Genomic DNA, 25,714 nt, shown 5'->3' on the forward strand with positions numbered 1-25,714 from the left:
CGAGCCGACTTTTGGAGAAGTACAATGAAGAGGTTGAGAGGAGGTCGATCGCAGCATGGAACAATGGCGATTTATCGTGACCGAGGGGATGTCCCCGACAATGAATATGGCAGTAGATGAGGCGATCCTGCAGCTTCACAGCGAGGGAAAGGTCCCTCCGACCGTCCGGTTTTATACATGGGACCCGGCAACCTTGTCGATTGGATATTTTCAAAAGGCAGCCAAGGAAATCAACCTGGAGCTCGTTCATCAGAAGGGCATCGGATTTGTCCGGCGTGCTACAGGCGGACGGGCAGTCCTGCACGACAAAGAGCTGACATACAGTGTAGTCGTGTCGGAAAGCCACCCGGAGATGCCGACCAGCGTTACAGAGGCGTACAAGGTAATCAGTCTAGGACTGCTTCACGGTTTCCAGAATCTAGGCTTAGCTGCGGAAATGGTTTCGCTGGCAAGCGAGGAAGAGAAGGAAAAATACAGCTCGCCCGGTTCATCCGCCTGTTTTGATTCGCCTTCCTGGCACGAATTGGTGGTGGAAGGAAAAAAGGTGGCAGGAAGCGCACAGACCAGACAAAAGGGCGTCATCCTTCAGCATGGTTCCATTTTGCTGGACATGGATGTCGAGCTATTGTTCTCCTTGCTCCACTTCTCTTCCGACCGACTGAAGGAACGCATGATGGAGAGCTTCCGGAAAAAAGCGGTGACGATCAACGAGGTGAGCCCAAGGCCGATATCGCTGCAGGAAGCGATGCAGGCATTTCGCGACGGCTTTGCCACTGGTTTGAAAGTGGAGCTGGTGAACAGTGAATTGACGGCGGAGGAGAGGGCGCTGGCAGAAGAGCTGGCCGCTACGCGCTACTCGACTGAGGAGTGGAACCTGCGCCGGTAGCGCCAAAGCCGAACGGACAAAGAAAGAACGAAAAAAGAAAGAACGAACAAAAGAAGGCTCTCCAGGAGCACAACTCCTGCGAGAGCCATTTTTTCATTAGACCAATGCATTTGCGTAGATATGCTCTTCAAACAGCTGTTGCAGCCTTTCTACAACAGGTCCGATCTTTCCGCTACCTACGGCCTGTCCGTCAACGGAAATAATCGGCATGACCTCGACAGTCGTTCCGGTTGCAAAGACTTCGTCAGCCTGCTTCAGGAAGTCGACTGTGAACGGCTCCTCATGAACTTTGATGCCGTTGGCCTTTGCCAGCGCGATGACGTCCAGGCGGGTGATGCCGTTCAGAATCAGGTGGTTTGCAGGGTGCGTGTACAGCTCGTTGTCTTTTACGACAAACACGTTGGCTGCGCTGCACTCGGTCACGATGCCGTCGCGGTGCAGGATCGATTCCTGTGCCCCCGCGTCTTTGGCGTACTGCTTGACCATGACGGCTCCGAGCAGGTTCAATGTCTTGATGTCGCAGCGGAGCCAGCGGATATCCTCAACCAGCTGAGCGCTCAGTCCCTTTTTCATATCGGCCAACGGGCGTTCCTTGCGGCGTACAAAGCCCATGATAACAGGGCGAATGCCTTTTGGTATATCGTGTACACGTGGAGACACACCGCGGGTCACCTGCAGGTACAGGGTGGCATCGTCTGCGGATGTAATGTTGTTTTTCGCGAGCAGCTCCTCGGCGACCGCCGACAGCTCCTCAGCGGTCCAAGGCAGATCCAGCATGATTTCGCGAGCGCTCCTAAACAGCCTGGTCAAATGTCCTTCCCATTGGTACATCTTCCCTTTGTAAATGCGAACCACTTCGTAAACGCCGTCACCAAAATTGTAGCCGCGGTCTTCCGGGTGAACAGTCAGCTCGTCTGCCTGAACCCATTTGCCATCCACGTAAAACATGGTGAATCCTCCTTCTCCGGTTACACAAATATTATGTCTTTTTTCGTTTGAACTTGCCAGCTGCAAACGCACAGCCCCCGCCGCCGCTTCGCAAAATCAGCGCCAGGTGATGTATGAGTCAACCTTAACAAATACTGGGACGAGGGTCAATTTGAAAATGAAAGGAGGAGAAACTTGTCACAAACGAGTTGCGTCTGTCGTCAGATGGCGTCCGGTAGCTTTATTTGACGGACTATTCTGACTAGACGTGTTCCCAAATAGCCGCACATAATAAAAACAAGCGGTTTGGAAAGGAGAATGCGATGAGAGCCGGAGTGAAATGGTTGATCACTGTCTTCGTTGCTTGTGGATCGTTGATACCCTTGTCAGGAGTGACAGCTGCCGTCGTCGGAGGGCAAGCGGACCCGGACCGCCTCCTCAGTCACGTGGAGAAACTGTCGTCATCCCCGCGAATAACAGCAACAGAGTCGGAGTTTCAAGCTGTTGTTTACATTGAGGAATGGCTGCGTATTTACGGCTATCAGCCGAAGCTGCTGCCTTTTTCCTTTTACGTTTATTCCGAACCGAAGCAGATCTCCTTGCAGATCACGGAGATCAGCGGGAAAAAATGGGCTCCTCGCAGCGTTTTGTTTGGCTCCGCCGGTGAGGCGGCGGGAGCCGTTCTCGATGTTGGAACAGGAACTCCGGAGGAATTTGCCAAAGAAGATGCCGACGGCAAGATAGTCGTCATTCATCCCGGTGGAATACCAGAGGGGGAAAAGGTGCGGTATGCGGCGGCAGCAGGGGCCAAAGGGGCAATTTTGATCCAGGGAGCAAATGCGCCCAAGGTATCGCTAGGCGGCCCGCTTGACATATACGTGCCGGTCCTGGCCATCTCCGAGAGTGAAGGAGAGCAGTTGGGACAGCAGCTGCAAAAAGGCGGGAAGCTGACAGCCAGATTGAAGGTCTCAGGCGCTTCGATCCTGAAGAAAACCTCGTACAACCTCACTGCAGAGTTAAAACCGAATAACGGAAATACCGGGCAGATCGTCCTGGTGGCCGCACATCACGACGCATCCCTCGGCAAACAGGAGGAAAATGACGCTTCCGGGACTGCCGTGCTGCTGGAAACCGCACGCCTGCTGACGGGGCAAGCCCGCGATACGGAAGTGCGTTTTGTCAGTCTTGGGGCTGCTTCCGACGGAGAGAGAGGACTTGATGATTATCTGCGATCTCTGCCGGAGACAGAAAGAGCCAAAATCGCTGCCTTGATCTATCTCGGAAATGTGAGACAAGGCGAGGGAGAGCTGACGCTGTATACGTCTAATGGCAAGCGCAATCTGGCAGCGGACTTGTTGGAGGCAAAAGGTGCGAGCTTTTCCCCTGCGGCTCCGGAAAAGGTTCGGAACCGCCTGGCACGGATCGCTCAGGCCAAGATACCGAGTACGGTGCAACTGGTTCGGGCAGCTGCTGCAAAGAATGGCAAGGACGAGAATCAGAAAAAGAAAGATCCGCAAAAGTTGGAGGAAGCAGCGCAAACCGTGGCTGACGCGATTTCAACGGTTACAGATGCAAGTAGTGGACCTTATCCGATTTGAGTCCCCCGTGGAAAAGAGTACATTCTGCATCGGAAAATGAACAGTCAAAATGCCTTTTGCCACGCGCAGAAGGTTTTTTTGTCAAAAAAAGGAGTAATCTGTCGATTAGTATAGAAGGCAACAATTGGAGCGACAGAGTATAACTTTTACGAATACTCAGGCAATTTGATTTGCAGTGTCGAACACATGCTTATAAGCTCATCGCCTCGCCCAACGATTTACGAGATCGAAATCATGGAGGTACGGATGAAATGAATTGGTATCTTGCTCATTGTCATGTATGGGTTCGCACCTCTCGTTTGGTTGGCGATCACTGCTGTATGGCTTGTCCAGCATCACGAAGCGCGCGAGCTGTGGGGCATGGCTTTGCTTTGGTCGGGTTTTGTGGTGGGCACGTATTTATTTATCGGCCTTGAGACGGTCCGCTATCACAAGGATGGACGTCTCCTCCGCATTTCCCTGTCCTTAAGTCCGATCTACTCGGATAGCGGGCAGGTGATCGGCATCGCGAGGAGTGCCCGGGACATTACGGAACAAAAGAAAGTGGAACAGCGATTAAAGCAGAAGGAAGCAAAGTATCGCTTGATCACGGAAAATATGACGGACATGATCTGTATTTACCTGCAAGACGGCACAATCGCCTACGCTTCTCTTTCCCATGAAACAGCACTGGGATATCCATATGAAAGTTACAGCGAGCTGTACAACCGGATTGAGCTGGTGCATCCAGATGATTTGGAGCCGGTTCGCCATGCCTGGCAAAAGATACAGACCAAAAGCGAGCTGATTACGCTCCAATATCGCTTCAAGCACAAGCAAGGTCATTGGGTTCATCTGGAAACGCGGACGAAGCCGATTGTAGACGAATCGGGCCGGCTTATTGGCGCTTTGGTCGTAACCCGCGATACAGGCTATGGTATTGAGCCTGCTCGCATTCCAAAGCTGGGAGAACCGTTTTTTACAACGAAGCAAAACGGAACAGGACTAGGTTTGATGGTGACTTACAAAATCATTGAAGAACATGGCGGCAGCATCAGAGTACACAGCAAGCCAAAGCAGGGAACGACAGTGGAAGTGATCCTGCCGGCACTGTCTGCGGCCCCTGTATACCGATTGAAGGATGAAGCCCTGGATGCAGTCTAGTCCAGGGCTTTTACGTTTTGTTCAGTTTCCAGACAAGCCATGCCGCCAGAAAAAGTCCGAAGTAGGTGGTGGCGCTCGCAATGGCAAATCCGACGCTTTGCCAAACGACTTCAAGGAAAGCGAAGATGGCGACCGTGATCATCATCACGACGAACAAGGCTGTCTGGCTGATGTCGTAACGCACGGAAACGGGGGAAGCAAGCGCGTATACCAATGCTCCAAGCACGATCCCGGAGTGGCCGAGCATTGTCAGAGCATGCAACCATTTTCCGCCGGGCAAAACAGACGCGAGCACGCTTTGCAGCGGGAGCGAAGCAGAGTGGATATCATGCCAGTAGCCGAGCAAGACCCCTTGCGCCAGCAGCGTCACGAGGAAAAAGAGAAGACTGCCAAGGGCGGCCCCGTACGTAATGGAGTGAACACGGGATGCCCGTGAAGCCAATGGGAGGCAGATGACCAGAATCAAGATCAGGTGAAGAGAAAAATAATAGACCGAATGAAGCAGCCACTGGAGGTTGAACTGATACGTGAGCGAAGGGATGTCGATATGCCTCTGTTCGATATAGGCTGAGGCGATCATGAATAGTCCAAGCGAGATGAACACTGCCAGTCCGCGGATGAATGCCGGCCAGCCCTTTCCCAAAAGAAAAGCGGCAACAAGGACCGGAACGAGGGCAAAAATCAAGGCAGCGCTGCCGTTGTGTAAAAGGAATGCCGCTTCGCCGAGCGACGTACCTGTCCAGGCCAGCAGGAGCAGATGCAGCAGCACGGACAAACCCGGGGCTGTCTTTTCGCCAAACCAGTAACGCAATAGGTCATGGACCGAGCGGAAGCCGAGCTGATAGCTGAGTGTCAGGATGCGGCAGCCGAGCCATGCCAATCCCCCGCTGACGAAAAAGATGCCCAGTGTTCCCCACGAGCCGAAATATGCAAAAAATCGCAGGCTGTCAGATCCCCCCAAGTATGTTCCGCCAAGTGCAGCAGCTGCAAATAGAACGGCGATTCGCCAGGAACCTCTGTCCATCGAGCATCATCCTTTTCCCAACCTTAGTACAAGTGTATGTGGAATGGGGGCTTGTTCAGAACAACAAGCAAATAAATAAACATAATTATTTACTATGTGCAATATGTTGGGTATACTGACAGTAATCAGCTATAATAGCGTATGAGGTGAAAAATAATGAAAATTCTCGGCATTTCCGGAAGCATGAATCCGGATTCCACGACAAAAAAAGCAGTCGCGATCGTACTTGCAGCCGCACAAAAAGCGGGAGCTGACACTGAGCTGATCCATCTGGCAGAATGGCCGATGCCTATTTACGACGTAAGAGATGACGACTCTACGTATCCAGAAACCGTACATCGATTTGTCCGCAAGGTGACGGAAGCCGACGGATTGATCATCGCTTCTCCGGAGTACCACGGTACCGTCAGCGGAGCATTGAAAAATGCCCTCGATTTTCTCGAAGCTCGTTTTCTAAAGGATAAGCCGGTCGCTCTCCTGGGAGTAGCCGGAGGCAGCATGGGAGCGACCAATACGGTAAACACGCTGCACCTGATCATGAGAAATTTGCATGCCTGGCCATTGCCGACGAGTCCAAGTGTTCCCAGTGCATACAACGCTTTTGATTCTGATGGAAACCTGAAAGATCCGCGTCTCCAGGAGCGGTTGGAGACCTTGGGCAGTCAGCTCGTACAGACCGTATCTATGAAGAATGCGGAAAAACAGCTCAAATAGAGAGTTTTTCCTTGCAACTCATCCTCAATCCACGGTATGATGAAGCTACGTGCTTTTTTTGCCATGCCGAAATACCGTTTGGAAACGAGGGATACATATGCCGACTCCCAGCATGGAAGACTATTTGGAACGTATATACAGTTTAATCGAGGAAAAAGGATACGCTCGTGTCTCCGATATCGCGGAAGCGTTGGAGGTGCATCCCTCTTCTGTCACGAAAATGGTTCAAAAGCTTGATAAAGACAAGTATCTCGTCTACGAGAAATATCGTGGTCTGATTCTTACTCCGAAAGGAAAGAAAATTGGCAAGCGGCTTGTCGATCGCCACAGTCTCCTGGAGGAGTTCATGCGGCTGATCGGCGTGGACGAAGAACATATCTATAAAGATGTGGAAGGTATCGAACACCATCTTAGCTGGGAGTCGATCTCGTGCTTTGAGTATTTGGTCCGTTATTTTCAGGAAGACCCGAAGCGTGTCGAGGATCTTCGCCGGATACAGCAGGAAGAGGAACAAAAAGAAGAAGAGTTATCCTAGAAAACGCAGGCCTTCGGGCTTGCGTTTTTTGTGTGCCAGCGAGTTGGCCGATCGCATTCGACAAGCATCGGGACTATATATTGATAAAAGGGAGCAGCGAAGATCCGGGGAGGGATCAGGATGAAAGCGGATGCGGTGTTTGAGGGAGGCGGAGTAAAGGGAATCGCCTTTATTGGGGCCTTGCAGGTAATGGAAGAGCACGGTTTTGTTTGGGAAAGATTGGCGGGGACTTCGGCCGGGTCCATTGTGGCGGCATTGCTCAGCGCCGGGTACACGAGCAGGGAGCTGCGTCCCATTTTCGAAAAGCTGGACTATTTGTTCTTTCTTGAACGAAGGGGCATGGGGCGCCTGCCGATCATTGGTCCTTTGTACGAATTGGCTTTTCGGGAGGGGATGTACCGGACAGACAGGCTGGAGAGGTTTATCGATGATTTGCTCCGGCAAAAGGGAATTCGGACTTTTGGGGATTTGCCGAAGGATAAGCTTCGCATCATCGCCTCGGATATTACAGGAGGAAAGATGCTGGTGCTGCCGGAGGATTTGAGCGCCTTCGATATTGAACCGGGACGTTTTTCCATCGCCCGCGCTGTCCGCATGTCGTCGTCGATCCCGTTCTTCTTTCAGCCAACCCGCTTGACGAGAGAGGGAGAACCCCATTTGATTGTGGATGGGGCTCTTTTGAGCAACTATCCGGTCTGGCTGTTCGATGTTCCAGGAGTCCCGCGCTGGCCGACGATTGGCTTTCGGCTGCATGACAACAAGGTAGACCGGGAGGCGTACCGCATCAGGGGCGTGTTCTCGTTTACCAGGCAGCTGATCGTGACCATGCTGGATGCCCATGATCGGCTGCATGTCGATCGTGCCCAGGCTGTCCGCACAGTGTTCATCAATACGCTGGGGGTACGGACTACTCAGTTCCAGCTCTCGAGAGACCTGCGAAATCGATTGTACGAATCCGGTTTCCAAGCCGCCACCCGCTTTTTGGCACAGTGGAGCTTTGAACAATACGTGGAGGTATTTCGCAAAAACACCTCCCCTACAGACAAAACAGGCCACCTGGTATAGGCAGCCTGTTTTCTTATTGGGAAATATGATTGTGAGGATCTTGGTCGCCTTGATTCTCCTTCGCTTTGCCTTTGTTTCCGTCAATCACCCGGAACGGATGGTTTTTCCGCGCTTGTTGCGTGTTCTTTTTCAGCGGAGCTCTTGCAACCGGTGTTTTGGGCTTTGCCTGCTTTTGCTGCTTGGGGGCTCCCGGAAGGAACTTGCCGCTTTTCAAATAGTTTCTGATCACCACAAACAGCGATACAGACAGTCCGATGATGATCAACGTGTTCAGCGGCTTTTGAATGATCCGATCCAACAGTCCATAGGCAGCAAACAACAGGATGATCAAGATGATTGGGGGAATCCGGGGAAACATTGCGCCTCACCTCATCGTTATCAAAATGCTTAACCGGCGGAAACCAACCCTGGATTGGTCATTTCGCGTTCGCGTTCGCGCATTTTCTGAAATGCTGCGATGGCCACTTCCACTTGGCTGTCATCGGGTTCCCGTGTTGTGATTTTTTGCAGCCACAATCCCGGATAACCGAGTAATCGCAATACCGGCGTATCCCGTAATTTGTTCGTAAACTGCAGGACTTCATAGGATACACCTATAACCACAGGCAGGAGCAGGATCCGTTGAACGACGCGCTCCCAAAGCGAGTCATAGCTAAAAAATGAGTAGATTACGACACCGATGATCACGGTGAAGATTAAAAAGCTGCTTCCACAACGGTAGTGCAGGGTGGAAAATTTTTGCACATTCTCTACGGTTAAGTCTACCCCTGATTCATAGGCGTTAATCACCTTGTGCTCTGCTCCGTGGTATTGGAACAACCGTTTCATGATCGGGGCCTGTGCGATTGCCGTAATATAGCCCAACAGCAGGATCAGCTTGATAACGCCTTCCAGGATGTTTTGCGCGTACTGATTTGTGATCCACTTTCCGAACAGAAGGTCGGCGAGGAATACGGGCACGAGGGTGAATACGAATTTCCCGAAAAGAAACGACAGGATGCCCACGACCGCCACGCCCAGAATCATTTGCAGCTTGGACGGGCCAGCCGAGGCCTCCTCTTCACCGGACTCCATGCTGTATCGTTCAGAGGCGAAATTCAGGTGCTTTGCTCCGTTGGCGCTCGCCTCCACCAAGCCGACAATCCCGCGAAGGAAAGGAATTTTCTTTAATACTTTGACCCACGGGATCTCGTTCCGCGGAGCTTCGAAGTATTCAATCTCTTGACTTTTTCTGCGTATCGCTGTGACGGTCACCTGTTTACCGCCAAACATCACGCCTTCTATGACGGCTTGACCGCCGTAGCTGGGTACGTTTTGTTGCGCCAATCCTATCACCATCCTTATACATATTCTAACGGAAACGAGGCTCGGAGGCTACTGGCAGTTCCGGCCCCCGGCAAAATGTCAGCAATTAGTGAAAATAATAGGTTCGGCGCATACTAGATACGGGGTGATTACGATGGGCTTGACAAAGACGAGAGGTTACCTGCGGGGTAGATTGACGCAAGAAAAAAGGACTGCCCGGGCCGATGAGCGCGGCAAAGCAAAGGCGCTGCCCTTTGCCAAGCTGGTTGAAATTGCTTTTTGGGGAACGATCATATGGGGGATTTTCCGGCTGGCCGCCCATTTCCTCAACTTTACGCCTTACGGATTGGGCTCGTATGCACGTCCCTTTCTTACGGAGGGAGACGAAGAATCCTGGCCCGCCACCGTCCTCGGGACCATCATGCTGTTTTTTGAAAGCCTGATCGGCGTGTTTATCTACTCCGTGCTATTCAAAAGGAGCCGTATGTGGTGGAGCGGCCTGCTTTACGGCCTGATTCTGCTTGTGGTGGCAGGCTTCTTCTTTCGCATGGGCAATTGGGAGGTGGCGACGCTCAGCACGGAGGCCGCCTGGTTTCTCTCCCTGGGCATGTTCGTGGGCATGACCATCACGCTGGAAGCGTACGATGAGGCTTGAAGCTATTCAAGCTCTTCTCCCTTATGGTAAAATTATTCTCTAGTAAAAATGTTTTTACAAAAAGGGATGCGGAAGTGTCTTAAGGGGGGAATGAAGCGTGCTGTCCATCCTGTTGCTCAATGGTCCAAACCTGAATCTGCTGGGGCAAAGGGAGCCTGACGTGTATGGAAAAGAGACACTTCAAGACGTCGTCGCCCGTCTCGAAAAGATAATGGGAGAGTGGAACGGCCGCCTCGAGCATTGCCAGTCCAATCATGAAGGCGTTCTGATTGATGCCATCCACCAGGCGAAAGACGTGCATGACGGCATCATCTTCAATCCGGGCGCTTTTACCCATTACAGCTATGCGATCCGGGATGCGATTGCTGCAGTGGAATTGCCGACGATTGAGGTTCATATCTCGAACGTACACGCGCGTGAATCTTTCCGGCACCATTCCGTCATCGCTCCTGTGGTCATCGGACAGGTCGTCGGCCTTGGCATCGACGGCTATGAATGGGCGCTGCGGTCGCTGGCAAACAAAATCGGGAAAAAGTGAACGGACAAGAGTACGTGAACGGTACTGTTCAAGCAGCAAATGAACGGCTGAACGGCAGAAAAAAGAAGGGGAGAGGAAAATGAACAACCGCCTGAACAAATTGCGCGATGCCCTGGCTCAGATCGGGGCTGACGCCCTGATTACGGAAAAAACGGTGAACCGTCGGTACCTGAGCGGTTTTACCGGCTCGACGGGATGGGTCATTGTCACCGAAAAAGAAGCGTTCTTGGTAACGGATTTTCGCTATGTGGATCAAGCGCAGGAGGAGTGTCCGCTCTTCACCGTTGTCAACAATGACCGAAGGCCCTTGGAAGCGATCGCTCAAGTCCTGAAAAAGGCTGGTGTCAAACGGCTTGCTTTTGAGAGCAGCCTGTCGTTCGGCACGTATTCCGAGTGGAGCAAGAGCTTTGAAGGTGTCGATCTTGTTCCGACCAGCGGCTTCATGGAAAAGCTGCGTATGTACAAGGAAGAGTCTGAAGTACAGGTCATCAGGCGGGCAGTGAAAATCGCCGAAGACGCCTTTGAGCACATTCTCGGATTTATCAGGCCTGGCGTGACGGAAATCGAAGTGGCGCTAGAGCTGGAGTTTTTCATGAGAAAACAGGGGGCAACAGCTTCTGCGTTTGACATTATCGTCGCTTCTGGTCCCCGCGGAGCCTTGCCTCATGGCAGAGCGAGCGAAAAGGTGATTGCAGCGGGCGAAATGGTTACGCTTGATTTTGGCGCGGCATATCAGGGCTACAATTCCGATATTACGCGGACCGTCTCTGTAGGCGAACCGAATCCTCGCATGAAAGAAATTTACGATATCGTCCTCAAGGCCCAGATCGCCGGCGTAGAAGCGTTGAAACCGGGAATTTCCGGCAAAGAAGCCGATGCGGTTACCCGCGATATCATCACGGCAGCCGGATACGGAGATGCATACGGGCACAGTGCGGGGCATGGACTTGGCATGGATGTGCATGAACTGCCAAACTTGTCGACAGCGAGCCCGTTTATCCTCGAACCGGGGATGCTGGTCACGATGGAACCAGGCATTTACATTAGCGGCTTGGGTGGAGTGCGTATCGAGGACGACGTATTGATTACGGCGGATGGTCATGATGTCTTGACTCGATCCACGAAAGAGTTGCTCATTTTGCCCGTCTAATTTATACTATTTGTGTTATTTGTTGATTTGGGAGGACTAACATGATCTCTGTTAATGATTTTCGTACCGGCCTGACCATCGAAGTGGATGGCAATATCTACCAAGTGCTCGAATTCCAACACGTGAAACCAGGGAAAGGCGCAGCCTTTGTTCGTTCCAAACTGCGCAACCTGCGTAACGGCAACGTGGCAGAGATGACGTTCCGCGGCGGTGAAAAAGTAAGTCCTGCCCGCATCGAAACCTCTACCATGCAATATCTGTATGCAAGCGGCGATGAGCATACCTTCATGAACACCGAAACGTATGAGCAGCTCACCTTTACGAGCAAGCAAATCGAGCGCGAGCTTAACTTCCTGAAAGAAAACATGAACGTGCAAATCATGCAGTACAACGGCGAAACTCTCGGAGTGCAGCTGCCGAACACCGTTGAACTGACTGTTGTTGAATGTGAGCCGGGTGTAAAAGGAGATACTGCCTCCAACGTTACGAAAAAAGCTACCCTGGAAACAGGTTTTGTGGTCAACGTACCGCTTTTCGTAGAACAAGGAGACAAGTTGATCATCGATACTCGTTCCGAAGCATATGTATCCCGCGCATAAGAGCGAAATATGCTTTGGAGTCGCGCGAAAGGCTGTTCCCCGCTCGGGGGACAGCTTTTTTCGTTTTTTTACGCAAAGGCTTCTCGTCAAAACAAAAGCGTCCGCCGATCAGCGTCCGCCAAACCATTCCCACAGCTTCAAGACAAAGGCGGTAATGCCCGCCGCCATCAACGGGCCGACAGGAATCCCGCGCAAAAAGACGATGCCGAAAATAGATCCAATCACCAAACCGACAATGATAGAGGGCTCGGTTCGAAGCAGATCGAGCCCCTTTCCGTTCATCCAGGTAGCAATCGCCCCACCAGCGAGTGCCATCATGCCAATCACCGTTGTAAAGAGCGGGGTAATGTCGCGCCATGATATTTTCTCACTGGCAAACGGCACGAGTACGGAGATCGTCAGAAACAAAAGCCCCAATTCAAGTCCCCGCCGCTCTACAACAGGAAACAGGCGTTCAAGTGCAGTCAGCTTCAAAACAAGCAAAATGCTCGCGGCAGTGGCAATAATCGGCGAGCGGCCGATCAAGCCTATGACAATCAAGATGACAAGCATGATTTCCCCTGATACCATCGGCATCAAAACCCCTGTCCACATCCCTAGTCTTCTTTCACTTTATGAGACAAGGTGGGGAAGTATTCGCTTCTCGCGGACAATCGGAACCAGACGGTATTGATCTGCCTGTGCACAAAAGGCAAGATCGTCGACATAGTTATGCTGAACCAGTCTTTTGCCCGTCGTCGTCTGGGGCAAAATTTGCTGCAGCCGGTCTGACAGGTGCAAATAGCTGGCCCGCAGCGCTTCTCCCAGATCGCAGAGTTGTAGCTGCGGTTGGATTAGCTTTGCTTTATGGATCATGAGACCTGCGGCCAGTCCGTCTTCCAGAGCAAATTCGGAGCGTGTACCGGCACAGTACATGGTGATGTCCAGCCGCTGTGACAAAGCGTACTGAATGCAAGCGCTCGCGTTGAGGAAACAGCCGATCAACAGGGAGGCCGCTCGCTCCGCTTTTTGGATCGCGCGTGTTCCATTCGTTGTTGTAAGAATCAGTACGCTCCCTTTTTGGGAGTGACAGGCAAGTTCGGTGGGGGAGTTGTTGTAGTCAAAATCGGCGATTTTCCGACAGTGCCTCTCGCCGGCAAGGAAGTAGTTTTCCGACCGCAACGCGTTGGCCTGCCCGATGGTTTCCACAGGAATGACAGCGGAAAAGCCTGTTCCCAGTGCGGCTACAATCGAGCTGGAAGCGCGCAGCACATCGATGACGATGACGACCCGATTGCCAATCTGTTCGTACCGAATCTCCTCTACGGTGGGAACGACATCTACTCGCACGTGGCGGCCCTCCTTTCCGCCATCATCACAGCAGTGTCACCCCTCAGCCCCCTTCGCAGCGTCTCGACAGCCAAGATGTCGGCACCAGCAATATTCCCCAGATTTACGTCGGCGCCAAAGGTCTGGATGAGTGCTACCTGCTGTTCTTTTTGGGGAGCTTCCCAGATTAAGCGGTTTGCCCGGGAGCCGGCGGCATTATGAATGTCCAAGAGAAAGCTGGTCTCCACTTTTCCTTTCCCGTCAAATACGCCTACCGTTCCGCTTTCACGCGCCTCCACGATGACGTAGCTGGCACCTGCGAGCAGGTCGGCCTCCAGAGTATCCAACAGCTCATCACGCTCTGCGCGGAAATCAGCCGCTTTTTTTCCAAACTCCGAATAGACGATCAGTCCGGCGTCAGCAGCTGTGCCGATCGCTTTTTTTCTTGCCTCGGGAGAGAGTGTGAAGGTTCCGTCGGAAATTTCAACCGCATTAAATCCAATCGCTTTCACTTGTTTGATATAGGCTTTAGGTGAGGATTGGCACAGGGCGATTTCAAAAAGCGTTCCGCCCGGCATGACGTGCAAATTCCGGTTTTTGGCTTCTTCCACTTTTTCCTTCAGAAATTTGGCAGGGTAGAGGGCGGATGTGCCAAAGCCCAGTTTGTAAATGTCGATGTAGGGGGCGGCCAGCTCCATGAGGTCGTAAAAAGCAGTGCGACCGATTCCTTTATCAATGACCATGGTTAGTCCGGTCGCGCGTGGTTTTGGCTGCCTTTGCTGGGACGGGTCCGACCATCCTCCAGGCCAGAAGGGAAGATCGCGGTTAAACATGGCTGATTTCCTCTTTTCTTCTAGGCGTTTGTTTTTAGTGTATGTGCAGCCTCGGTCGAGAGTGAGCCGCAAGCCTATAGACGATCGCCCAGCTTTCAGTGATGAATCTCACCGGGACGAGCATAGAGTGGTAGAGAGGAGGGCGAGGAGTGATGTGGGAAAAAGCAATCATAGGGATGGCTACACTGAGAGTCATGTCCGGTACCATCGAAGTGCTGGCTGCCCTGTTTATTTTAAAAGTAAACGAGGTGGAAAAGGCGCTTTTGATCAATTCAGGACTTGCCATAGTCGGACCGCTTGTGCTTCTGTCAACTACGACAATTGGCCTCATCGGCATGTCGGACCGGATCAGCTTTGCGAAAATCATCTGGATATTTGCCGGCATCGTCTGTATTTTCATCGGGGTCAGAAAATGACGGATACGAATGGGCGCTAGTAGTCCTCCTGACTTTCGGGAACAATAGCGATAGCGAACGGAAATGGAAATAAGGAGGGTTCCTCGTGCTTGAATCATTGGCTAATCGAATTTCGTATCTGCGCGGCTTGGCAGATGGGATGGACCTGACACAGAACAGCAGTGAGGGAAAGGTACTGTCGGAAGTTATTGAGGTACTGGACGAAATGTATGGTCAGTTCAGGGAATTGCACGCCAGAATCGAGGAAACCGAAGACTACGTAGAGGCGATCGACGATGATCTCGATGATGTGGAGCTGTATCTTTTCGGAGATGAGGACGATTTGTACGAGATCGTCGATGATTGTGAGGATGATGAAAACATTGCCCTCTATGACGAGTTTGCGGATCAGGACGATGAAGATGCCTCTGTCTATGAGCTGGATACCGACGACAATGTGATTGCCTCTTATGAAATCGAGTGTCCCTCGTGCCATGAGATTTTGTTTTTTCAGGAGGGGGAGGATGATGAGGGATACCACCATTACATCATCGAGCCATATCCGCAGGACAAGGGATACGAACCGATCAACGCCACCTAAGGATTGCCTGGCGGCCAAATGAAAACCGGCTTTCATCCGGAGCTGACTCAGACCCGGGATGAAAGCCGGTTTTTTATCTGGGAAAATCTAGCCCTCGCATGTTCACGGGCTGCTCTCGCGTTGCTGTCGCAGGATTTTCGCGACTTTCGTTGTGAGCGTTCTCTATCGTTTTCTTGGCATAAAACTCGTCCAGCCTGGCATAGGATGTTGGTAAGTCGAAGTGGACAAAGGCTGAAGTGTCAAAGAAACGAGGGAGGGATAAAGTCGTGAACGAGATCATGGCGATTTTGCCGGCGACCATCCGCAGCATTCTGACTGCATTGCCCTCCGCCGTCAGGGAGCATCTGGAGGAAATCCGCCTACGGCAAAATCAGCCGCTGGAAATAAGGTTTGGACAGCAAACAAGCTACGTAACTGCGACGGGACAGTTGACTGCCAATGCCAGACAGGGGTGGTCCTTTACCGAAGAGCAGTCGGTCAAGCTGCTGAATCTGGTCAGCCAGCACTCTTTGTACACTTTGGAAGAAGAGCTGAAGCGCGGCTACATCACCGTTACAGGAGGGCATCGGATCGGAATTGCCGGAAAGGTCGTCCTCGAGCGAGGAGAAGTAAAAGGGATTCGCGATGTTACCAGCTTCAACATTCGGATCGCTCGCGAGAAAAAAGGGACGGCACAGAAGGTTCTGCCGTATCTGTTCGATAACGGCCGTATTCTGAACGCTTTGATCATCTCGCCTCCCCAATGCGGAAAAACGACGCTCCTGCGGGATATTGCCCGCTCCATCAGCTACGGAAGCGAATGGTCCTCCAGCCGCAAAGTGGGCATCGTGGACGAGCGTTCCGAGCTGGCCGGATGCTTAAACGGAGTTCCGCAGCGGGATGTCGGTCCGCGTACAGACGTGCTGGATGCTTGCCCCAAAGCAGCAGGAATGATGATGCTGATCCGTTCCATGTCTCCTGATGTCCTGATTGTGGATGAGGTGGGCCGGCCGGAGGATGGGGAAGCCGTATGGGAAGCGATCCATGCCGGTGTTTCTGTGATTTGTTCTGCACACGGCTCCGAAATTGATGAAGTGGCGAGACGCCCGGCACTGGGAAAACTGATCCAAAGCGGCGTCTTCTCCCGCTATTTTGTCTTGGACCGCTCCAAAGGGGTTGGGACCATTCACGGTATTTATGACCGTGATCTAAGGCCGGTAAAAAAAGGAGAGGTCACATGGTCAAGCTGATCGGTGCCGTGCTGATTCTGTTCTCCGCTTCCATGGTTGGATGGCAAATCGGCCGGTTTTACGCGTATCGCCCGGTGCAGCTCAGAGCCTTGCTTGTGGGGCTGCAAATGCTGGAGACAGAGATTGTGTACGGCCTGACTCCTTTGCAGCAAGCCCTGCTAAAAGTGGGAAACCGGCTTCCGGCTGAGGTCGGACAACTGTTCCAGGCCGCGGCGGGGAGTCTTCGGGAGGAGCGTGCGCAGAATGCAGACGAAGCGCTCAGGCTGGCCATCGAATCGCACTGGCAGCAAACATCGCTTCGCAAGCAAGAGCGAGATGTGCTGACTAGCTTGGGACAGGTGCTCGGATCATCCGATCGGGAAGACCAGCAAAAGCATTTGCGCCTGGCTGTCACACACCTCCGCGGGTTGGAAGAGGAAGCGCGCGCAGAACAAAGCAGGTACGAAAAAATGTACAAAAGCCTCGGCTTCCTGTGCGGGTTGTTGGTCGTCATCCTGATGTTCTAAAGGCGAGGTGTTCACAGTGGATTTTGATTTGACACCTGTTTTTCAGATCGGGGCGGTGGGGTTTATAACAGCCATTCTGCACACGGTTCTGAAGCAGGCTGGCAAGGAGGACATCGCACACTGGGCGACGCTGGTGGGATTTATCATCGTGCTGTACATGGTAGCTCACTATGTCGGCGACCTGTTTTCTGAGGTAAAACGCGTCTTCCTGTTTAACTAAAGGGGGGAAGACGGATGGAAATCGTACAAATCGTCGGACTGGGATTGGTGGCTACGATTCTCGCGCTGGTCATCAAGGAGCAAAAGCCGATGTTCGCCTACCTGCTGGCCATCGCGAGCGGCGTTGTCATCTTTTACTTTCTGATCGGAAAAATAGCAGAGGTCATCAGGATTCTGGAACGCCTGGCTGTACAAGCCGACCTCAATCTCGTATTTTTGGAGACCATCCTAAAAATCATCGGAATTGCCTATATCGCGGAATTCGGCGCGCAAATGACCAGAGACGCCGGCCAAGGGGCCATCGCTTCCAAGATCGAGCTGGCCGGGAAGGTATTGATCCTCATTATGGCCGTGCCGATCATTCAGATCATTATCGAAACGGTCATCGACCTGTTGCCGGCGTAGTTGGGGGAGGGGTGCACGTGACTCGTGGGGGCTGGTCGCTGTTCTTATTTCTGCTTTTCGTCTTTCTGCCGTCATCTTCTCTCACAGCTGCCGAGACGACGCCAGCTCCTTCTGTTGATTACCTGATCAAGCAGCAAGTGGACGATTTGCAGGTAGACCGGGTCGAAAGGTTTTGGGTGGATCTGCAGCGCGATTACAAGGGGTATCTCCCAGATCTGAAAGCTCCCGGCTTCCTGCAGCTGCTGATGCAGCAAGGGGACTTTAGTCTCGCCGGTTTTTTGAAGGGCTTCGGCAAATTTGTGTTCCATGAAATTTTGATGAATGGCAAACTGCTCAGCTCGATCATCATCATTACCGTTTTTGCGATGATTCTGGAAACGATGCAAAACGCTTTCGAGCGCAATACGGTGACGACGGTAGCCTACTCCATCGCTTATCTCGTGTTGATGGTGCTTGCCATTAACAGCTTCCATGTAGCCATCACTTACGCAAAAGGAGCGATCGGCGACATGTCGGACTTTATGCTGGCCATGATTCCGCTGGTCATCGCGCTGCTCGCTTCCGTGGGGAATTTGGCGTCGGCTACGATGTTTCACCCGCTCATCATCTTTCTCATCAACACGAGCGGAATACTCATCACCTACGTCATTTTTCCGCTCCTGTTTCTGTCCGCGATGCTGTCGATCGCAAGTCTCTTTTCGGAGAGATACCAGGTAACGCAGCTTGCCTCCCTCCTGCGCAATATTGCGATGGGAGCGCTGGGGTCCTTTCTAACCATATTTCTCGCGATCATCTCCATACAGGGGGCGACATCGGCCGTGGCGGACGGGGTAACCCTGCGGACAGCCAAGTACATTACCGGCAACTTCATCCCGATTGTCGGCAGGATGTTCTCGGATGCGGCTGACACCGTACTCAATGCTTCCTTGCTGGTCAAGAACGCGGTCGGCTTGGCAGGAGTTCTGATTCTGCTTCTCCTGTGTGCCTTCCCGGCGCTGAAGATCCTGATCTTGGCGATGATTTACAATCTTTCCTCCGCGGTCCTCCAGCCTTTGGGCAACAGTCCGATCATCGCGGCCCTCGGAGCGATCGGGAAAAATCTGTTGTTCGTGTTTGCGGCACTGGCTACGGTAGGGCTGATGTTCTTTTTGGCCATCACCATTATCATTGCGGCGGGCAATATCTCCATGATGGTTCGGTAGGTGAAGCAGATGACATGGCTTACGCTTTGGCTGAAAAAAATCATCTTGCTCGTCCTTTTGGCTGCGTTCCTCGACCTCATCCTGCCCAATACGAGCATGCAGCGGTACGTAAAAATGGTGATGGGACTGATTATTTTGATGACGATCATCTCCCCTGTATTCGCCTTGTTCCAGCTCTCTCCGGACGATCTGGCGCTCAAGCTGGACCGCTACCAGGAGCAGATGAACCGGCCTGCTGACACCGAGTGGAAGCGCATTGCCGAGAGGCTTGCCGGCAAGCAGGAAAAGCAGATAGACGCTTACGTCCAAAGCCAGGTGGAGGCCTCTGTGAAAGCGAGGCTGCGGGAGGATTACGGAGTGGAGGCAACGGCCGTCAAGGTTGTCTTGGACAATAAAAGCAAAGACGAGGCCAAATTGCAGCGGATTGAGGTGGCGATCGCTTCAGAGGAAAACAGCCGGACGGCATCGGAAGCGGTCAAACCGATCGAACCGGTCGAGCCCGTTCGCATCGAGATAAACAGCCAGGGCAATGAGCAGGCCGAAAGGGAGCTGCCGGCAGCCACACAGCAGAGTGATCCTCTGTCCAGAAGCATTGCGAGGGATTTGGCGGCGCAGTGGGGCTTGCGTGAGGAACAGATAATCGTCAAAAGAGATCAGGCCGGATACGAGAAGCGATGACACGGTGAGGTGAGCAGGGTGTTTGGGAAGCTGAAGCAATGGTGGGGTGCTGATTCAGACAAAAAGAAACTGAAGCCGATCCACTACTTTATCGTCATTTTGGGAATCGGGATGGCCATCATGATTTTGACCGATTTCTTGAATGTTGAGCGCGATCAGCCGATGGGCTTCGGGGTTGGCGGCAATGAACCGACGGGTCCGCCCGGCTCCGAACAGTCGGCGCCGGCGCTCGGGGGGGCGAATCCGCCCGACATCATCGCGGAATACGAAAACATGTATGAGACGCAGTTGAAGGAAATTTTGGCCAGCGTGGTCGGCGTAGGGGATGTTGAAGTCATGGTCAATCTGGATTCAACCCCCGAGCTTGTCGTAGGGAAAAACACCAATACCCGTACCTCTACCAATCAGGAGACGGACAAGGAACGGGCCACGCGGAATCAAAACGATCAATCCCGCGACGAGCAAGTGGTCGTCATCCAGGGAGGAAAGCAGGATCAGCCTGTCATCCTCAAGACGTTGAAGCCCAAGGTAAGAGGGGTTTTGGTGGTGGCCAAGGGCGCCGACAACATTCAGGTAAAAGCCTGGATCACCGAAGCGGTTCAAAAAGTATTGGATGTGCCTGCCTACAAAATTTCGATATTGCCTAAAAAAGGTTAGGAGGTAATGGAAAATGATGCTTCGCAAGCAAACGGTATGGTTGTTGACAATGCTGGCCGTGATGGTGGTCCTTTCGGGCTACTATCTGGTCAAAGGGCCGGAGAGCCAAGTGTCGACGCTGGGGCAGGAACAGCGGATGCAGCAGCAGTTGCAGCAGGATTCCTTGTCTGACGTGGTGGTTGAAAGCAAGCAGACGGACACGCCAGCCCCCGACGCAGCTCCTGTCGAAGGCAAGCCGAGCCCAGCTCCCGCAGTGACAGATACTCTAAAGCCGAGCGTGGAGCAGCAGACTGCAACCAAGGATGCCGCGACACTGGCTGACACCCCGAGCGAGCTTTTCATAGGGTACAAAATGAAGCGGGAAGCCCAAACCCAGCAGCAAAAAGACGAACAGCTGAGCATTATGGGCAGCTCGGATGCGACTCCCCAGGCGGTGGCTGAGGCAAAGGCCAAGTACGAGGAGCTCTCTACGCTGGAGAACGCCACAACGGCGGTGGAAGAAATGCTGAAGACCAGCGGCTATAAGGACGCCGTCGTCTTCACGCAAAACGACAAAGTGACGGTGATCGTGCAAAAGGATAAACTGGGAGCAGATGAAGTGGTAGACATCATTTCCAACGTAAAACAGCATCTGAATGTCCCGGCAACCAATATCACTGTACAATTCAAAGCCTCCTGAAGAGGTACTAAGGATCATTGAAAACGGGCATGCTGGTAAGGGTTTCTCCTCGTTTTTCACTGGAAATGAGGGGAAATCCTTTCTTGACGTTGCGGTGGTGACAAGCTACCATGATTGTTAGACCTCGATACATACCATACTCCCTGGTTATCTTTCGAAATGAAGGAGTGCTTACGTGTGTTCAAAATTCATGAAATCCGTGAAATTATCAAGTTGATTGATCAGTCGTCCATTAACGAGTTTGAGCTTGAAATCGATGGAGCAAAGGTAACGATGAAAAAATCGGCTGCGGAAACCGTCTACGTTTCGCAACCGGTCGTACAGGCCCCGGTGGCTGCGGTCGCGCCCGTAGCGGCTCCTGTGGCTGCCGCTCCTGCAGCGGCAGAAGCGCCCGCGGCGCCAGTCGAAGCTCCGAAGCCGGCAGCAGCAGCTGTCGAAGAGGCGAATCTGCACAAAATCGTTTCCCCTATGGTGGGAACATTCTACCGCTCCCCTGAGCCCGGCAAGCCTCCCTATGTCCAGGCGGGCGACAAGGTAACACCGAACAAGGTAGTTTGCATCGTGGAAGCGATGAAGCTGTTCAACGAGATCGAGGCAGAAGTATCCGGGGAAATCGTGAAAGTGCTGGTTGAGGATGGTCAGTTGGTGGAATACGGCCAGCCGCTGTTTTTGGTGAAGCCAGAATAGGTTGGAGGAGAGCGTAATGTTTCAAAAAGTATTGATTGCCAACCGGGGCGAAATCGCTGTGCGCGTCATTCGCGCCTGCCGCGAGTTGGGCATTCGTACGGTAGCTGTGTACTCCGAAGCAGATCGGGAGGCGCTGCACGTCAAATTGGCTGACGAGGCTTACTGCATTGGACCCACAGCATCCAAAGAAAGCTACCTCAACATTGCGAACATCATGAGCGTAGCAACCAAGGTTGGGGCAGACGCCATCCATCCAGGCTACGGGTTCCTCGCAGAGAACGCCGACTTTGCGGAAATCTGTGCCGCCTGCAACATCACCTTTATCGGACCTGACCCGGAAGCCATTGTCAAGATGGGCGATAAATCGACGGCCAAGGATACGATGAAATCAGCTGGTGTACCGACTGTTCCGGGAACAGATGGACTCGTCGAGGATATTGGCGATGCGATCAAGACCGCCAATGAAATCGGCTATCCTGTGATGGTGAAGGCAACTGCCGGCGGGGGCGGCCGCGGAATGCGCGTAGCTGTCGACGATGAAGATCTGGAAAAGGCGATTCGGCAAGCGCAAAACGAAGCGAAGACCGCCTTTGGCAACCCCGGCGTCTATTTGGAAAAGTTCGTCGAGGGACCGCGCCACGTCGAAATTCAGATCATGGCAGACAAGCACGGCAACGTCGTGTATTTGGGTGAGCGCGACTGCTCGATTCAACGGCGCCACCAAAAATTGATTGAGGAAGCTCCGTCTCCCGCGCTGAGCGACGAGCTGCGGAGAGAGATGGGGGAAGCGGCTGTCGCTGCGGCCAAAGCGGTGAATTACCACGGAGCCGGCACAGTTGAATTCCTCCTGGACAAACACGGGAAGTTTTATTTTATGGAAATGAACACCCGGATTCAGGTTGAACATCCGGTAACAGAGCTCGTGACCGGGTTTGACTTGATCAAAGAACAGCTTACTGTCGCCGCCGGCCAGCCGTTGTCGTTCACTCAGGACGATATCAAGCTGAACGGCTGGGCGATCGAATGCCGGATCAATGCGGAAAATCCGGCCAAAAATTTCATGCCGTCTCCAGGAAAAATCACGACGTATCTCGTGCCGGGCGGATTCGGCGTGCGGGTGGACAGCGCCGCTTATACCGGCTATGTCATCCCCCCTTACTACGACTCGATGATCGCGAAGCTGATCGTCTGGGGAAAAGACCGCACGGAAGCGATCGAACGCATGAAACGAGCGCTTGGCGAGTTTGTCGTGGAAGGCGTGCAAACGACGATTCCGTTCCATCTCAAAGTGCTGGATCACGAAGTGTTCGCCAGCGGTCAGTTTGACACCAAATTTTTGGAGATCCATGACCTGCAGCTGGATGAAGCTTGATTTGTAAAAGTGGAAGCTGCTTGTTATAATGGGTTACAAAACCATAGGGAGGTGCGAAGCGTGGAAGAGTTTACACCGGATTTGGAAAGAACAGAGCTTGGCAAGGTGCAGATCGCTCCCGAAGTCCTGGAAGTAATCGCCGGTATGGCTGCCTCTGAGGTAGAGGGTGTAGCGCAAATGAGCGGTGGTTTCGTAGGTGAGATTGTCGAACGGCTCGGCCGTAAAAATATAGCGCGCGGCGTACGCGTAGAAGTAGGCTCACGCGAAGCGGCAGTTGATGTATCGATTATCGTAAAATATGGACACCGGATCCCGGATGTCGCTCGAAATATTCAAGATAGTGTGCGGAACGCCATCGAAAGCATGACGGGTCTGTCGGTTGTGGAAGTAAACGTACATATTGTGGACGTAGAGCTGAAGCCCGAAGAAAAAGCGCCGGCTGCCGTGGAAGATTTCCAGCGCGTCCGCTAGTTCATCAGCAAGTTTGGATGCCCCCTATGCCTCAGGGGGCATTTTTCCTCATCTAAGAGTAACGGCCTCCTTGTTACCTAGCGCCAAAGGAGAGATGCTTGTGAATTTGTTTGACCGCTTTATCCTGACTTTGTACAGTTTTGCTCTGATCGTCCTCTCTGTCGGTGTCATCGGCGCCGCGAGCGGGCTGATCCCAGCTGAATACATACGCCCCTATCTCGAGCAGCTCCTGGGTGGTTTCCAGCCGGCCTATCTGATCACGGCGGTGATTTTTTTAATCGTCAGCCTGCGGTTTTTTTTCAGCTCTTTCCGCAGGTCCAAGAAACCAAAAACAGAGAAAGGCATTCGCCAGCGCAGCGATTTGGGGGAAGTAAACATAACCCTGCAGACCATTCAGACAATCGCCGAGCGAGCCGCCAGAAGAGTGAAGGGTGTCCGCGATTTGAAGACAGTCGTGCGGGCGCTGGAAAGCGGAAACACGATCACGGTCCGCGTCTCTGTCGATGGAGAGACGCCATTGCCGGAGCTGACCCAGAAGCTGCAAACCGACATCAAGGAGCAGGTGGAGGGCATTGCCGGCGTCATGATCTCCGAGGTGGCAGTCGTAGTGACAGAAGTTGCCCAGCATGAGAATTACGCGGCTCGCAAACGAGTGGAATAGTAGGTGAAGGTCATGATATGGGAGTTGTTGTGGGAACACAAGGGGAAACTACTGGGGGTAGCCGCCGGACTTTTTTTCGGCATCATCTACCTTCTCGTCGGTTTTTGGGATACACTGGTGTTTGTCGTCTTTGTCGGCACCGGTTATTACATTGGACGCAAACTCGATCACAAAGAGGATTTGCGCGAAATTCTTGATCGTATCCTCCCTGGGAAGTTTCGCTAAGCGGGGCGGGAACCTCAATTTTATGAGTAGGTGAACGTGATGAAACGTAGGACAGCACGAGAAAAAGCGGTTCAATGCTTGTTTCAGATCGATATGGCAGATGTGAGTATGGATGCTGCCCTCGAACTGGTTATGGAAGATAGCGAAGAGGACGCAGCGTATCTTCACTTTCTGGTGAAAGGCGTCCTGGAACGACTGGAAGAGATCGACGCCGAAATCCAAAAGTATCTTCGCGGCTGGCGGCTGGATCGGATTGCCAACGTAGACCGCGCGATCCTTCGTCTAGCATTTTTTGAAATCATGTTTGAACAGGACATACCGGATAAAGTGGCGTTGAACGAAGCGATCGAGATTGCCAAACTGTTCAGCGACGAACAATCGTACCGGTATATTAACGGCGTTTTGTCCAGTTATTTAAAAGCTCGCCAAACCGCGAACGCGTAAAGATGGGTGAAGCAGCATGACTAAGGTATTGTTGGGAATCGATACGAGCAACTACCGGACATCGTTATGCTTGGCAGCGGAAGACGGCCGGATTGTGGCGGAAGCGAAACGACTTCTTCGGGTAAAAGAAGGCAAGCGTGGTCTGCAGCAATCAGAAGCCGTCTTTCAGCATGTGATGAACCTGCCTGAGCTGAGCAATGAGCTGAAATGGACCGAATACGATATTGTTGCGGTCTGCGCAAGCGAGAAGCCCCGGCCGGCGGACGGTTCGTATATGCCGGTGTTCAAAGTGGGAGAAGGCTTGGCGAAGTCTCTGTCAGCCTACATGAAGGTCCCGAGCTTTTTGACGACACATCAGGAAGGGCACATCGCGGCAGGCGAGTATACAGCAGCTGAACGGCCGCGCGAAAACCAGTTTCTCGCGGTTCATCTCTCCGGTGGAACGAGCGAGCTGCTCCTGTGCGAGCGAAAGGAAGACGGTTACCGGATAGAAAAAGTAGGCGGAACCACGGACCTTCACGCAGGTCAGCTGGTCGATCGGATTGGTGTAGCGCTAGGCATGTCATTCCCGGCCGGACCGCAGCTTGAGAGGCTCGCCGCACAGGCAGCCGGAGATTTTCGCGTATCCTCTTCTGTACAAGGGAAGGCCTTCAGCTTTTCCGGACCGGAGGCAGCGTTGCTGCGGGCGATCGAGAGCGGAAGCGTACCTGCAGCCGAGATTGCGAGAGCGACGGAGCAGTGCATTGCCAGTACGCTGGAAAAAGTGCTCCGTCATGCCGTAGAGGAAGGGCATCCTCGCGAGATTCTGATCGTCGGCGGCGTGGCGGCAAATCAATACATACGAGAGCGCTTGACAAAACGTCTGGAGCACCCTGCGGTAAAGGCCCGCTTGTACTTTTGCGATCCCGTCTATTCCGGGGATAATGCGTACGGCGTGGCAATGCTGGGGTGGAGTAAGCTTAAACACGAACATTAAGTAAATATTAACTTTGTAAAATTCGGC

General features: G+C 52.8%; 34 protein-coding genes. 27 read left to right on the forward strand and 7 right to left on the reverse strand.

The window, feature by feature from the left end; genetic code table 11:
* The first annotated feature begins 55 nt into the window (after window positions 1–55).
* Complete coding sequence (locus tag Q3F21_RS09095) at window positions 56–886, forward strand: biotin/lipoate A/B protein ligase family protein (protein ID WP_340251557.1); 831 nt, start codon at window positions 56–58, stop codon at window positions 884–886.
* Between the two features lie 96 nt (window positions 887–982).
* On the opposite strand, the gene dat is transcribed toward Q3F21_RS09095, so the two are convergent.
* Entirely contained in the window at window positions 983–1,834 is an 852-nt protein-coding gene (dat, locus tag Q3F21_RS09100; RefSeq protein WP_340251559.1) for a D-amino-acid transaminase, read from the reverse strand.
* 302 nt (window positions 1,835–2,136) lie between these two features.
* Between dat and Q3F21_RS09105 the strand changes: the two genes are divergently transcribed.
* The gene (locus tag Q3F21_RS09105; RefSeq protein ID WP_340251561.1) at window positions 2,137–3,411 is read left to right on the forward strand and encodes a PA domain-containing protein; all 1,275 of its coding nucleotides are present in this window, start codon (window positions 2,137–2,139) and stop codon (window positions 3,409–3,411) included.
* A 264-nt stretch (window positions 3,412–3,675) separates the two neighbouring features.
* Complete coding sequence (locus Q3F21_RS09110) at window positions 3,676–4,554, forward strand: PAS domain S-box protein (RefSeq protein ID WP_340251563.1); 879 nt, start codon at window positions 3,676–3,678, stop codon at window positions 4,552–4,554.
* 10 nt (window positions 4,555–4,564) lie between these two features.
* Here Q3F21_RS09110 and Q3F21_RS09115 read toward each other — a convergent pair whose 3' ends face one another.
* Complete coding sequence (locus tag Q3F21_RS09115; protein ID WP_340251565.1) at window positions 4,565–5,578, reverse strand: hypothetical protein; 1,014 nt, start codon at window positions 5,576–5,578, stop codon at window positions 4,565–4,567.
* 156 nt (window positions 5,579–5,734) lie between these two features.
* Between Q3F21_RS09115 and Q3F21_RS09120 the strand changes: the two genes are divergently transcribed.
* From Q3F21_RS09120 to Q3F21_RS09130, 3 genes are all read left to right on the forward strand, one after another.
* Entirely contained in the window at window positions 5,735–6,292 is a 558-nt protein-coding gene (locus Q3F21_RS09120) for an NADPH-dependent FMN reductase (RefSeq protein WP_340251568.1), read from the forward strand.
* Window positions 6,293–6,389: 97 nt separating this feature from the next.
* Window positions 6,390–6,827 (forward strand): transcriptional regulator MntR, encoded by a 438-nt coding sequence (gene mntR / locus Q3F21_RS09125; protein ID WP_003387291.1) that lies wholly within the window; start codon window positions 6,390–6,392, stop codon window positions 6,825–6,827.
* A gap of 120 nt (window positions 6,828–6,947) precedes the next feature.
* The gene (locus tag Q3F21_RS09130) at window positions 6,948–7,892 is read left to right on the forward strand and encodes a patatin-like phospholipase family protein (RefSeq protein ID WP_340251571.1); all 945 of its coding nucleotides are present in this window, start codon (window positions 6,948–6,950) and stop codon (window positions 7,890–7,892) included.
* 13 nt (window positions 7,893–7,905) lie between these two features.
* On the opposite strand, the gene Q3F21_RS09135 is transcribed toward Q3F21_RS09130, so the two are convergent.
* On the reverse strand, window positions 7,906–8,250 hold the full coding sequence (locus Q3F21_RS09135; protein WP_340251574.1) for a hypothetical protein: 345 nt from the start codon (window positions 8,248–8,250) through the stop codon (window positions 7,906–7,908).
* Between the two features lie 29 nt (window positions 8,251–8,279).
* Complete coding sequence (locus Q3F21_RS09140; RefSeq protein WP_425341234.1) at window positions 8,280–9,230, reverse strand: DUF1385 domain-containing protein; 951 nt, start codon at window positions 9,228–9,230, stop codon at window positions 8,280–8,282.
* A 121-nt stretch (window positions 9,231–9,351) separates the two neighbouring features.
* On the opposite strand from Q3F21_RS09140, the gene Q3F21_RS09145 reads away from it, so the two are divergent.
* From Q3F21_RS09145 to efp, 4 genes are all read left to right on the forward strand, one after another.
* The gene (locus tag Q3F21_RS09145) at window positions 9,352–9,852 is read left to right on the forward strand and encodes a YqhR family membrane protein (RefSeq protein ID WP_340251580.1); all 501 of its coding nucleotides are present in this window, start codon (window positions 9,352–9,354) and stop codon (window positions 9,850–9,852) included.
* Between the two features lie 97 nt (window positions 9,853–9,949).
* Window positions 9,950–10,390: a type II 3-dehydroquinate dehydratase gene (aroQ, locus tag Q3F21_RS09150; RefSeq protein ID WP_340251583.1), complete on the forward strand. Its 441-nt coding sequence runs from the start codon at window positions 9,950–9,952 to the stop codon at window positions 10,388–10,390.
* A 79-nt stretch (window positions 10,391–10,469) separates the two neighbouring features.
* Window positions 10,470–11,540 (forward strand): M24 family metallopeptidase, encoded by a 1,071-nt coding sequence (locus Q3F21_RS09155; RefSeq protein WP_340251586.1) that lies wholly within the window; start codon window positions 10,470–10,472, stop codon window positions 11,538–11,540.
* Window positions 11,541–11,581: 41 nt separating this feature from the next.
* Window positions 11,582–12,139, forward strand: a complete 558-nt coding sequence (gene efp, locus Q3F21_RS09160; protein ID WP_340251589.1) for an elongation factor P — start codon at window positions 11,582–11,584, stop codon at window positions 12,137–12,139.
* Between the two features lie 108 nt (window positions 12,140–12,247).
* Here the strand turns inward: efp and Q3F21_RS09165 are convergent, their stop codons facing one another.
* The 3 genes from Q3F21_RS09165 to Q3F21_RS09175 are packed head-to-tail and all read right to left on the reverse strand — an operon-like array spanning window position 12,248 to window position 14,280.
* The gene (locus Q3F21_RS09165; protein WP_340251591.1) at window positions 12,248–12,709 is read right to left on the reverse strand and encodes a DUF441 domain-containing protein; all 462 of its coding nucleotides are present in this window, start codon (window positions 12,707–12,709) and stop codon (window positions 12,248–12,250) included.
* A gap of 42 nt (window positions 12,710–12,751) precedes the next feature.
* Window positions 12,752–13,468, reverse strand: a complete 717-nt coding sequence (locus tag Q3F21_RS09170; protein WP_340251593.1) for a 2-phosphosulfolactate phosphatase — start codon at window positions 13,466–13,468, stop codon at window positions 12,752–12,754.
* Complete coding sequence (locus tag Q3F21_RS09175) at window positions 13,459–14,280, reverse strand: phosphosulfolactate synthase (protein ID WP_340251595.1); 822 nt, start codon at window positions 14,278–14,280, stop codon at window positions 13,459–13,461. Before Q3F21_RS09175 ends, Q3F21_RS09170 begins: the two co-directional genes overlap by 10 nt.
* Before the next feature lie 152 nt (window positions 14,281–14,432).
* Between Q3F21_RS09175 and Q3F21_RS09180 the strand changes: the two genes are divergently transcribed.
* The 17 genes from Q3F21_RS09180 to Q3F21_RS09260 all read left to right on the forward strand — a co-directional run bounded on the left by Q3F21_RS09180 (window position 14,433) and on the right by Q3F21_RS09260 (window position 25,687).
* Window positions 14,433–14,696 (forward strand): YqhV family protein, encoded by a 264-nt coding sequence (locus Q3F21_RS09180; RefSeq protein WP_340251659.1) that lies wholly within the window; start codon window positions 14,433–14,435, stop codon window positions 14,694–14,696.
* Between the two features lie 85 nt (window positions 14,697–14,781).
* A complete protein-coding gene (locus tag Q3F21_RS09185; RefSeq protein ID WP_340251597.1) occupies window positions 14,782–15,276 on the forward strand; it encodes a CD1247 N-terminal domain-containing protein in 495 nt (164 codons plus the stop codon).
* 266 nt (window positions 15,277–15,542) lie between these two features.
* Complete coding sequence (gene spoIIIAA, locus Q3F21_RS09190) at window positions 15,543–16,505, forward strand: stage III sporulation protein AA (protein ID WP_340251599.1); 963 nt, start codon at window positions 15,543–15,545, stop codon at window positions 16,503–16,505.
* Window positions 16,493–17,011, forward strand: coding sequence for a stage III sporulation protein SpoIIIAB (spoIIIAB, locus tag Q3F21_RS09195; protein ID WP_340251601.1), 519 nt, complete (start codon window positions 16,493–16,495; stop codon window positions 17,009–17,011). Before spoIIIAA ends, spoIIIAB begins: the two co-directional genes overlap by 13 nt.
* 16 nt (window positions 17,012–17,027) lie before the next feature.
* Entirely contained in the window at window positions 17,028–17,231 is a 204-nt protein-coding gene (gene spoIIIAC, locus Q3F21_RS09200) for a stage III sporulation protein AC (RefSeq protein ID WP_003387274.1), read from the forward strand.
* A gap of 14 nt (window positions 17,232–17,245) precedes the next feature.
* Window positions 17,246–17,635: a stage III sporulation protein AD gene (spoIIIAD, locus tag Q3F21_RS09205; RefSeq protein ID WP_003387273.1), complete on the forward strand. Its 390-nt coding sequence runs from the start codon at window positions 17,246–17,248 to the stop codon at window positions 17,633–17,635.
* Between the two features lie 17 nt (window positions 17,636–17,652).
* Window positions 17,653–18,837, forward strand: coding sequence for a stage III sporulation protein AE (gene spoIIIAE / locus Q3F21_RS09210; RefSeq protein WP_340251604.1), 1,185 nt, complete (start codon window positions 17,653–17,655; stop codon window positions 18,835–18,837).
* A gap of 9 nt (window positions 18,838–18,846) precedes the next feature.
* The gene (spoIIIAF, locus tag Q3F21_RS09215) at window positions 18,847–19,515 is read left to right on the forward strand and encodes a stage III sporulation protein AF (RefSeq protein WP_340251606.1); all 669 of its coding nucleotides are present in this window, start codon (window positions 18,847–18,849) and stop codon (window positions 19,513–19,515) included.
* Window positions 19,516–19,533: 18 nt separating this feature from the next.
* Window positions 19,534–20,172, forward strand: coding sequence for a stage III sporulation protein AG (spoIIIAG, locus tag Q3F21_RS09220; RefSeq protein WP_340251608.1), 639 nt, complete (start codon window positions 19,534–19,536; stop codon window positions 20,170–20,172).
* Between the two features lie 13 nt (window positions 20,173–20,185).
* Entirely contained in the window at window positions 20,186–20,851 is a 666-nt protein-coding gene (locus Q3F21_RS09225) for a SpoIIIAH-like family protein (protein ID WP_340251610.1), read from the forward strand.
* A gap of 177 nt (window positions 20,852–21,028) precedes the next feature.
* Window positions 21,029–21,538, forward strand: a complete 510-nt coding sequence (accB, locus tag Q3F21_RS09230; RefSeq protein WP_340251612.1) for an acetyl-CoA carboxylase biotin carboxyl carrier protein — start codon at window positions 21,029–21,031, stop codon at window positions 21,536–21,538.
* A gap of 16 nt (window positions 21,539–21,554) precedes the next feature.
* Complete coding sequence (gene accC, locus Q3F21_RS09235) at window positions 21,555–22,910, forward strand: acetyl-CoA carboxylase biotin carboxylase subunit (RefSeq protein ID WP_340251614.1); 1,356 nt, start codon at window positions 21,555–21,557, stop codon at window positions 22,908–22,910.
* A gap of 60 nt (window positions 22,911–22,970) precedes the next feature.
* Window positions 22,971–23,381 (forward strand): Asp23/Gls24 family envelope stress response protein, encoded by a 411-nt coding sequence (locus Q3F21_RS09240; RefSeq protein WP_003387265.1) that lies wholly within the window; start codon window positions 22,971–22,973, stop codon window positions 23,379–23,381.
* 100 nt (window positions 23,382–23,481) lie between these two features.
* Complete coding sequence (amaP, locus tag Q3F21_RS09245) at window positions 23,482–24,042, forward strand: alkaline shock response membrane anchor protein AmaP (RefSeq protein ID WP_340251616.1); 561 nt, start codon at window positions 23,482–23,484, stop codon at window positions 24,040–24,042.
* Window positions 24,043–24,054: 12 nt separating this feature from the next.
* Window positions 24,055–24,267, forward strand: a complete 213-nt coding sequence (locus Q3F21_RS09250; protein ID WP_340251618.1) for a DUF2273 domain-containing protein — start codon at window positions 24,055–24,057, stop codon at window positions 24,265–24,267.
* 39 nt (window positions 24,268–24,306) lie between these two features.
* Window positions 24,307–24,711 carry a transcription antitermination factor NusB gene (nusB, locus tag Q3F21_RS09255; RefSeq protein WP_340251620.1) on the forward strand — a complete coding sequence of 135 codons (405 nt, stop codon included), beginning with the start codon at window positions 24,307–24,309 and terminating at the stop codon, window positions 24,709–24,711.
* 16 nt (window positions 24,712–24,727) lie between these two features.
* The gene (locus tag Q3F21_RS09260; RefSeq protein WP_340251622.1) at window positions 24,728–25,687 is read left to right on the forward strand and encodes an O-sialoglycoprotein endopeptidase; all 960 of its coding nucleotides are present in this window, start codon (window positions 24,728–24,730) and stop codon (window positions 25,685–25,687) included.
* The last annotated feature ends 27 nt before the right edge of the window (window positions 25,688–25,714 follow it).

Origin of the sequence: Brevibacillus borstelensis (assembly GCF_037834415.1) — a bacterium.
GTDB classification, from domain to species: domain Bacteria; phylum Bacillota; class Bacilli; order Brevibacillales; family Brevibacillaceae; genus Brevibacillus; species Brevibacillus borstelensis_A.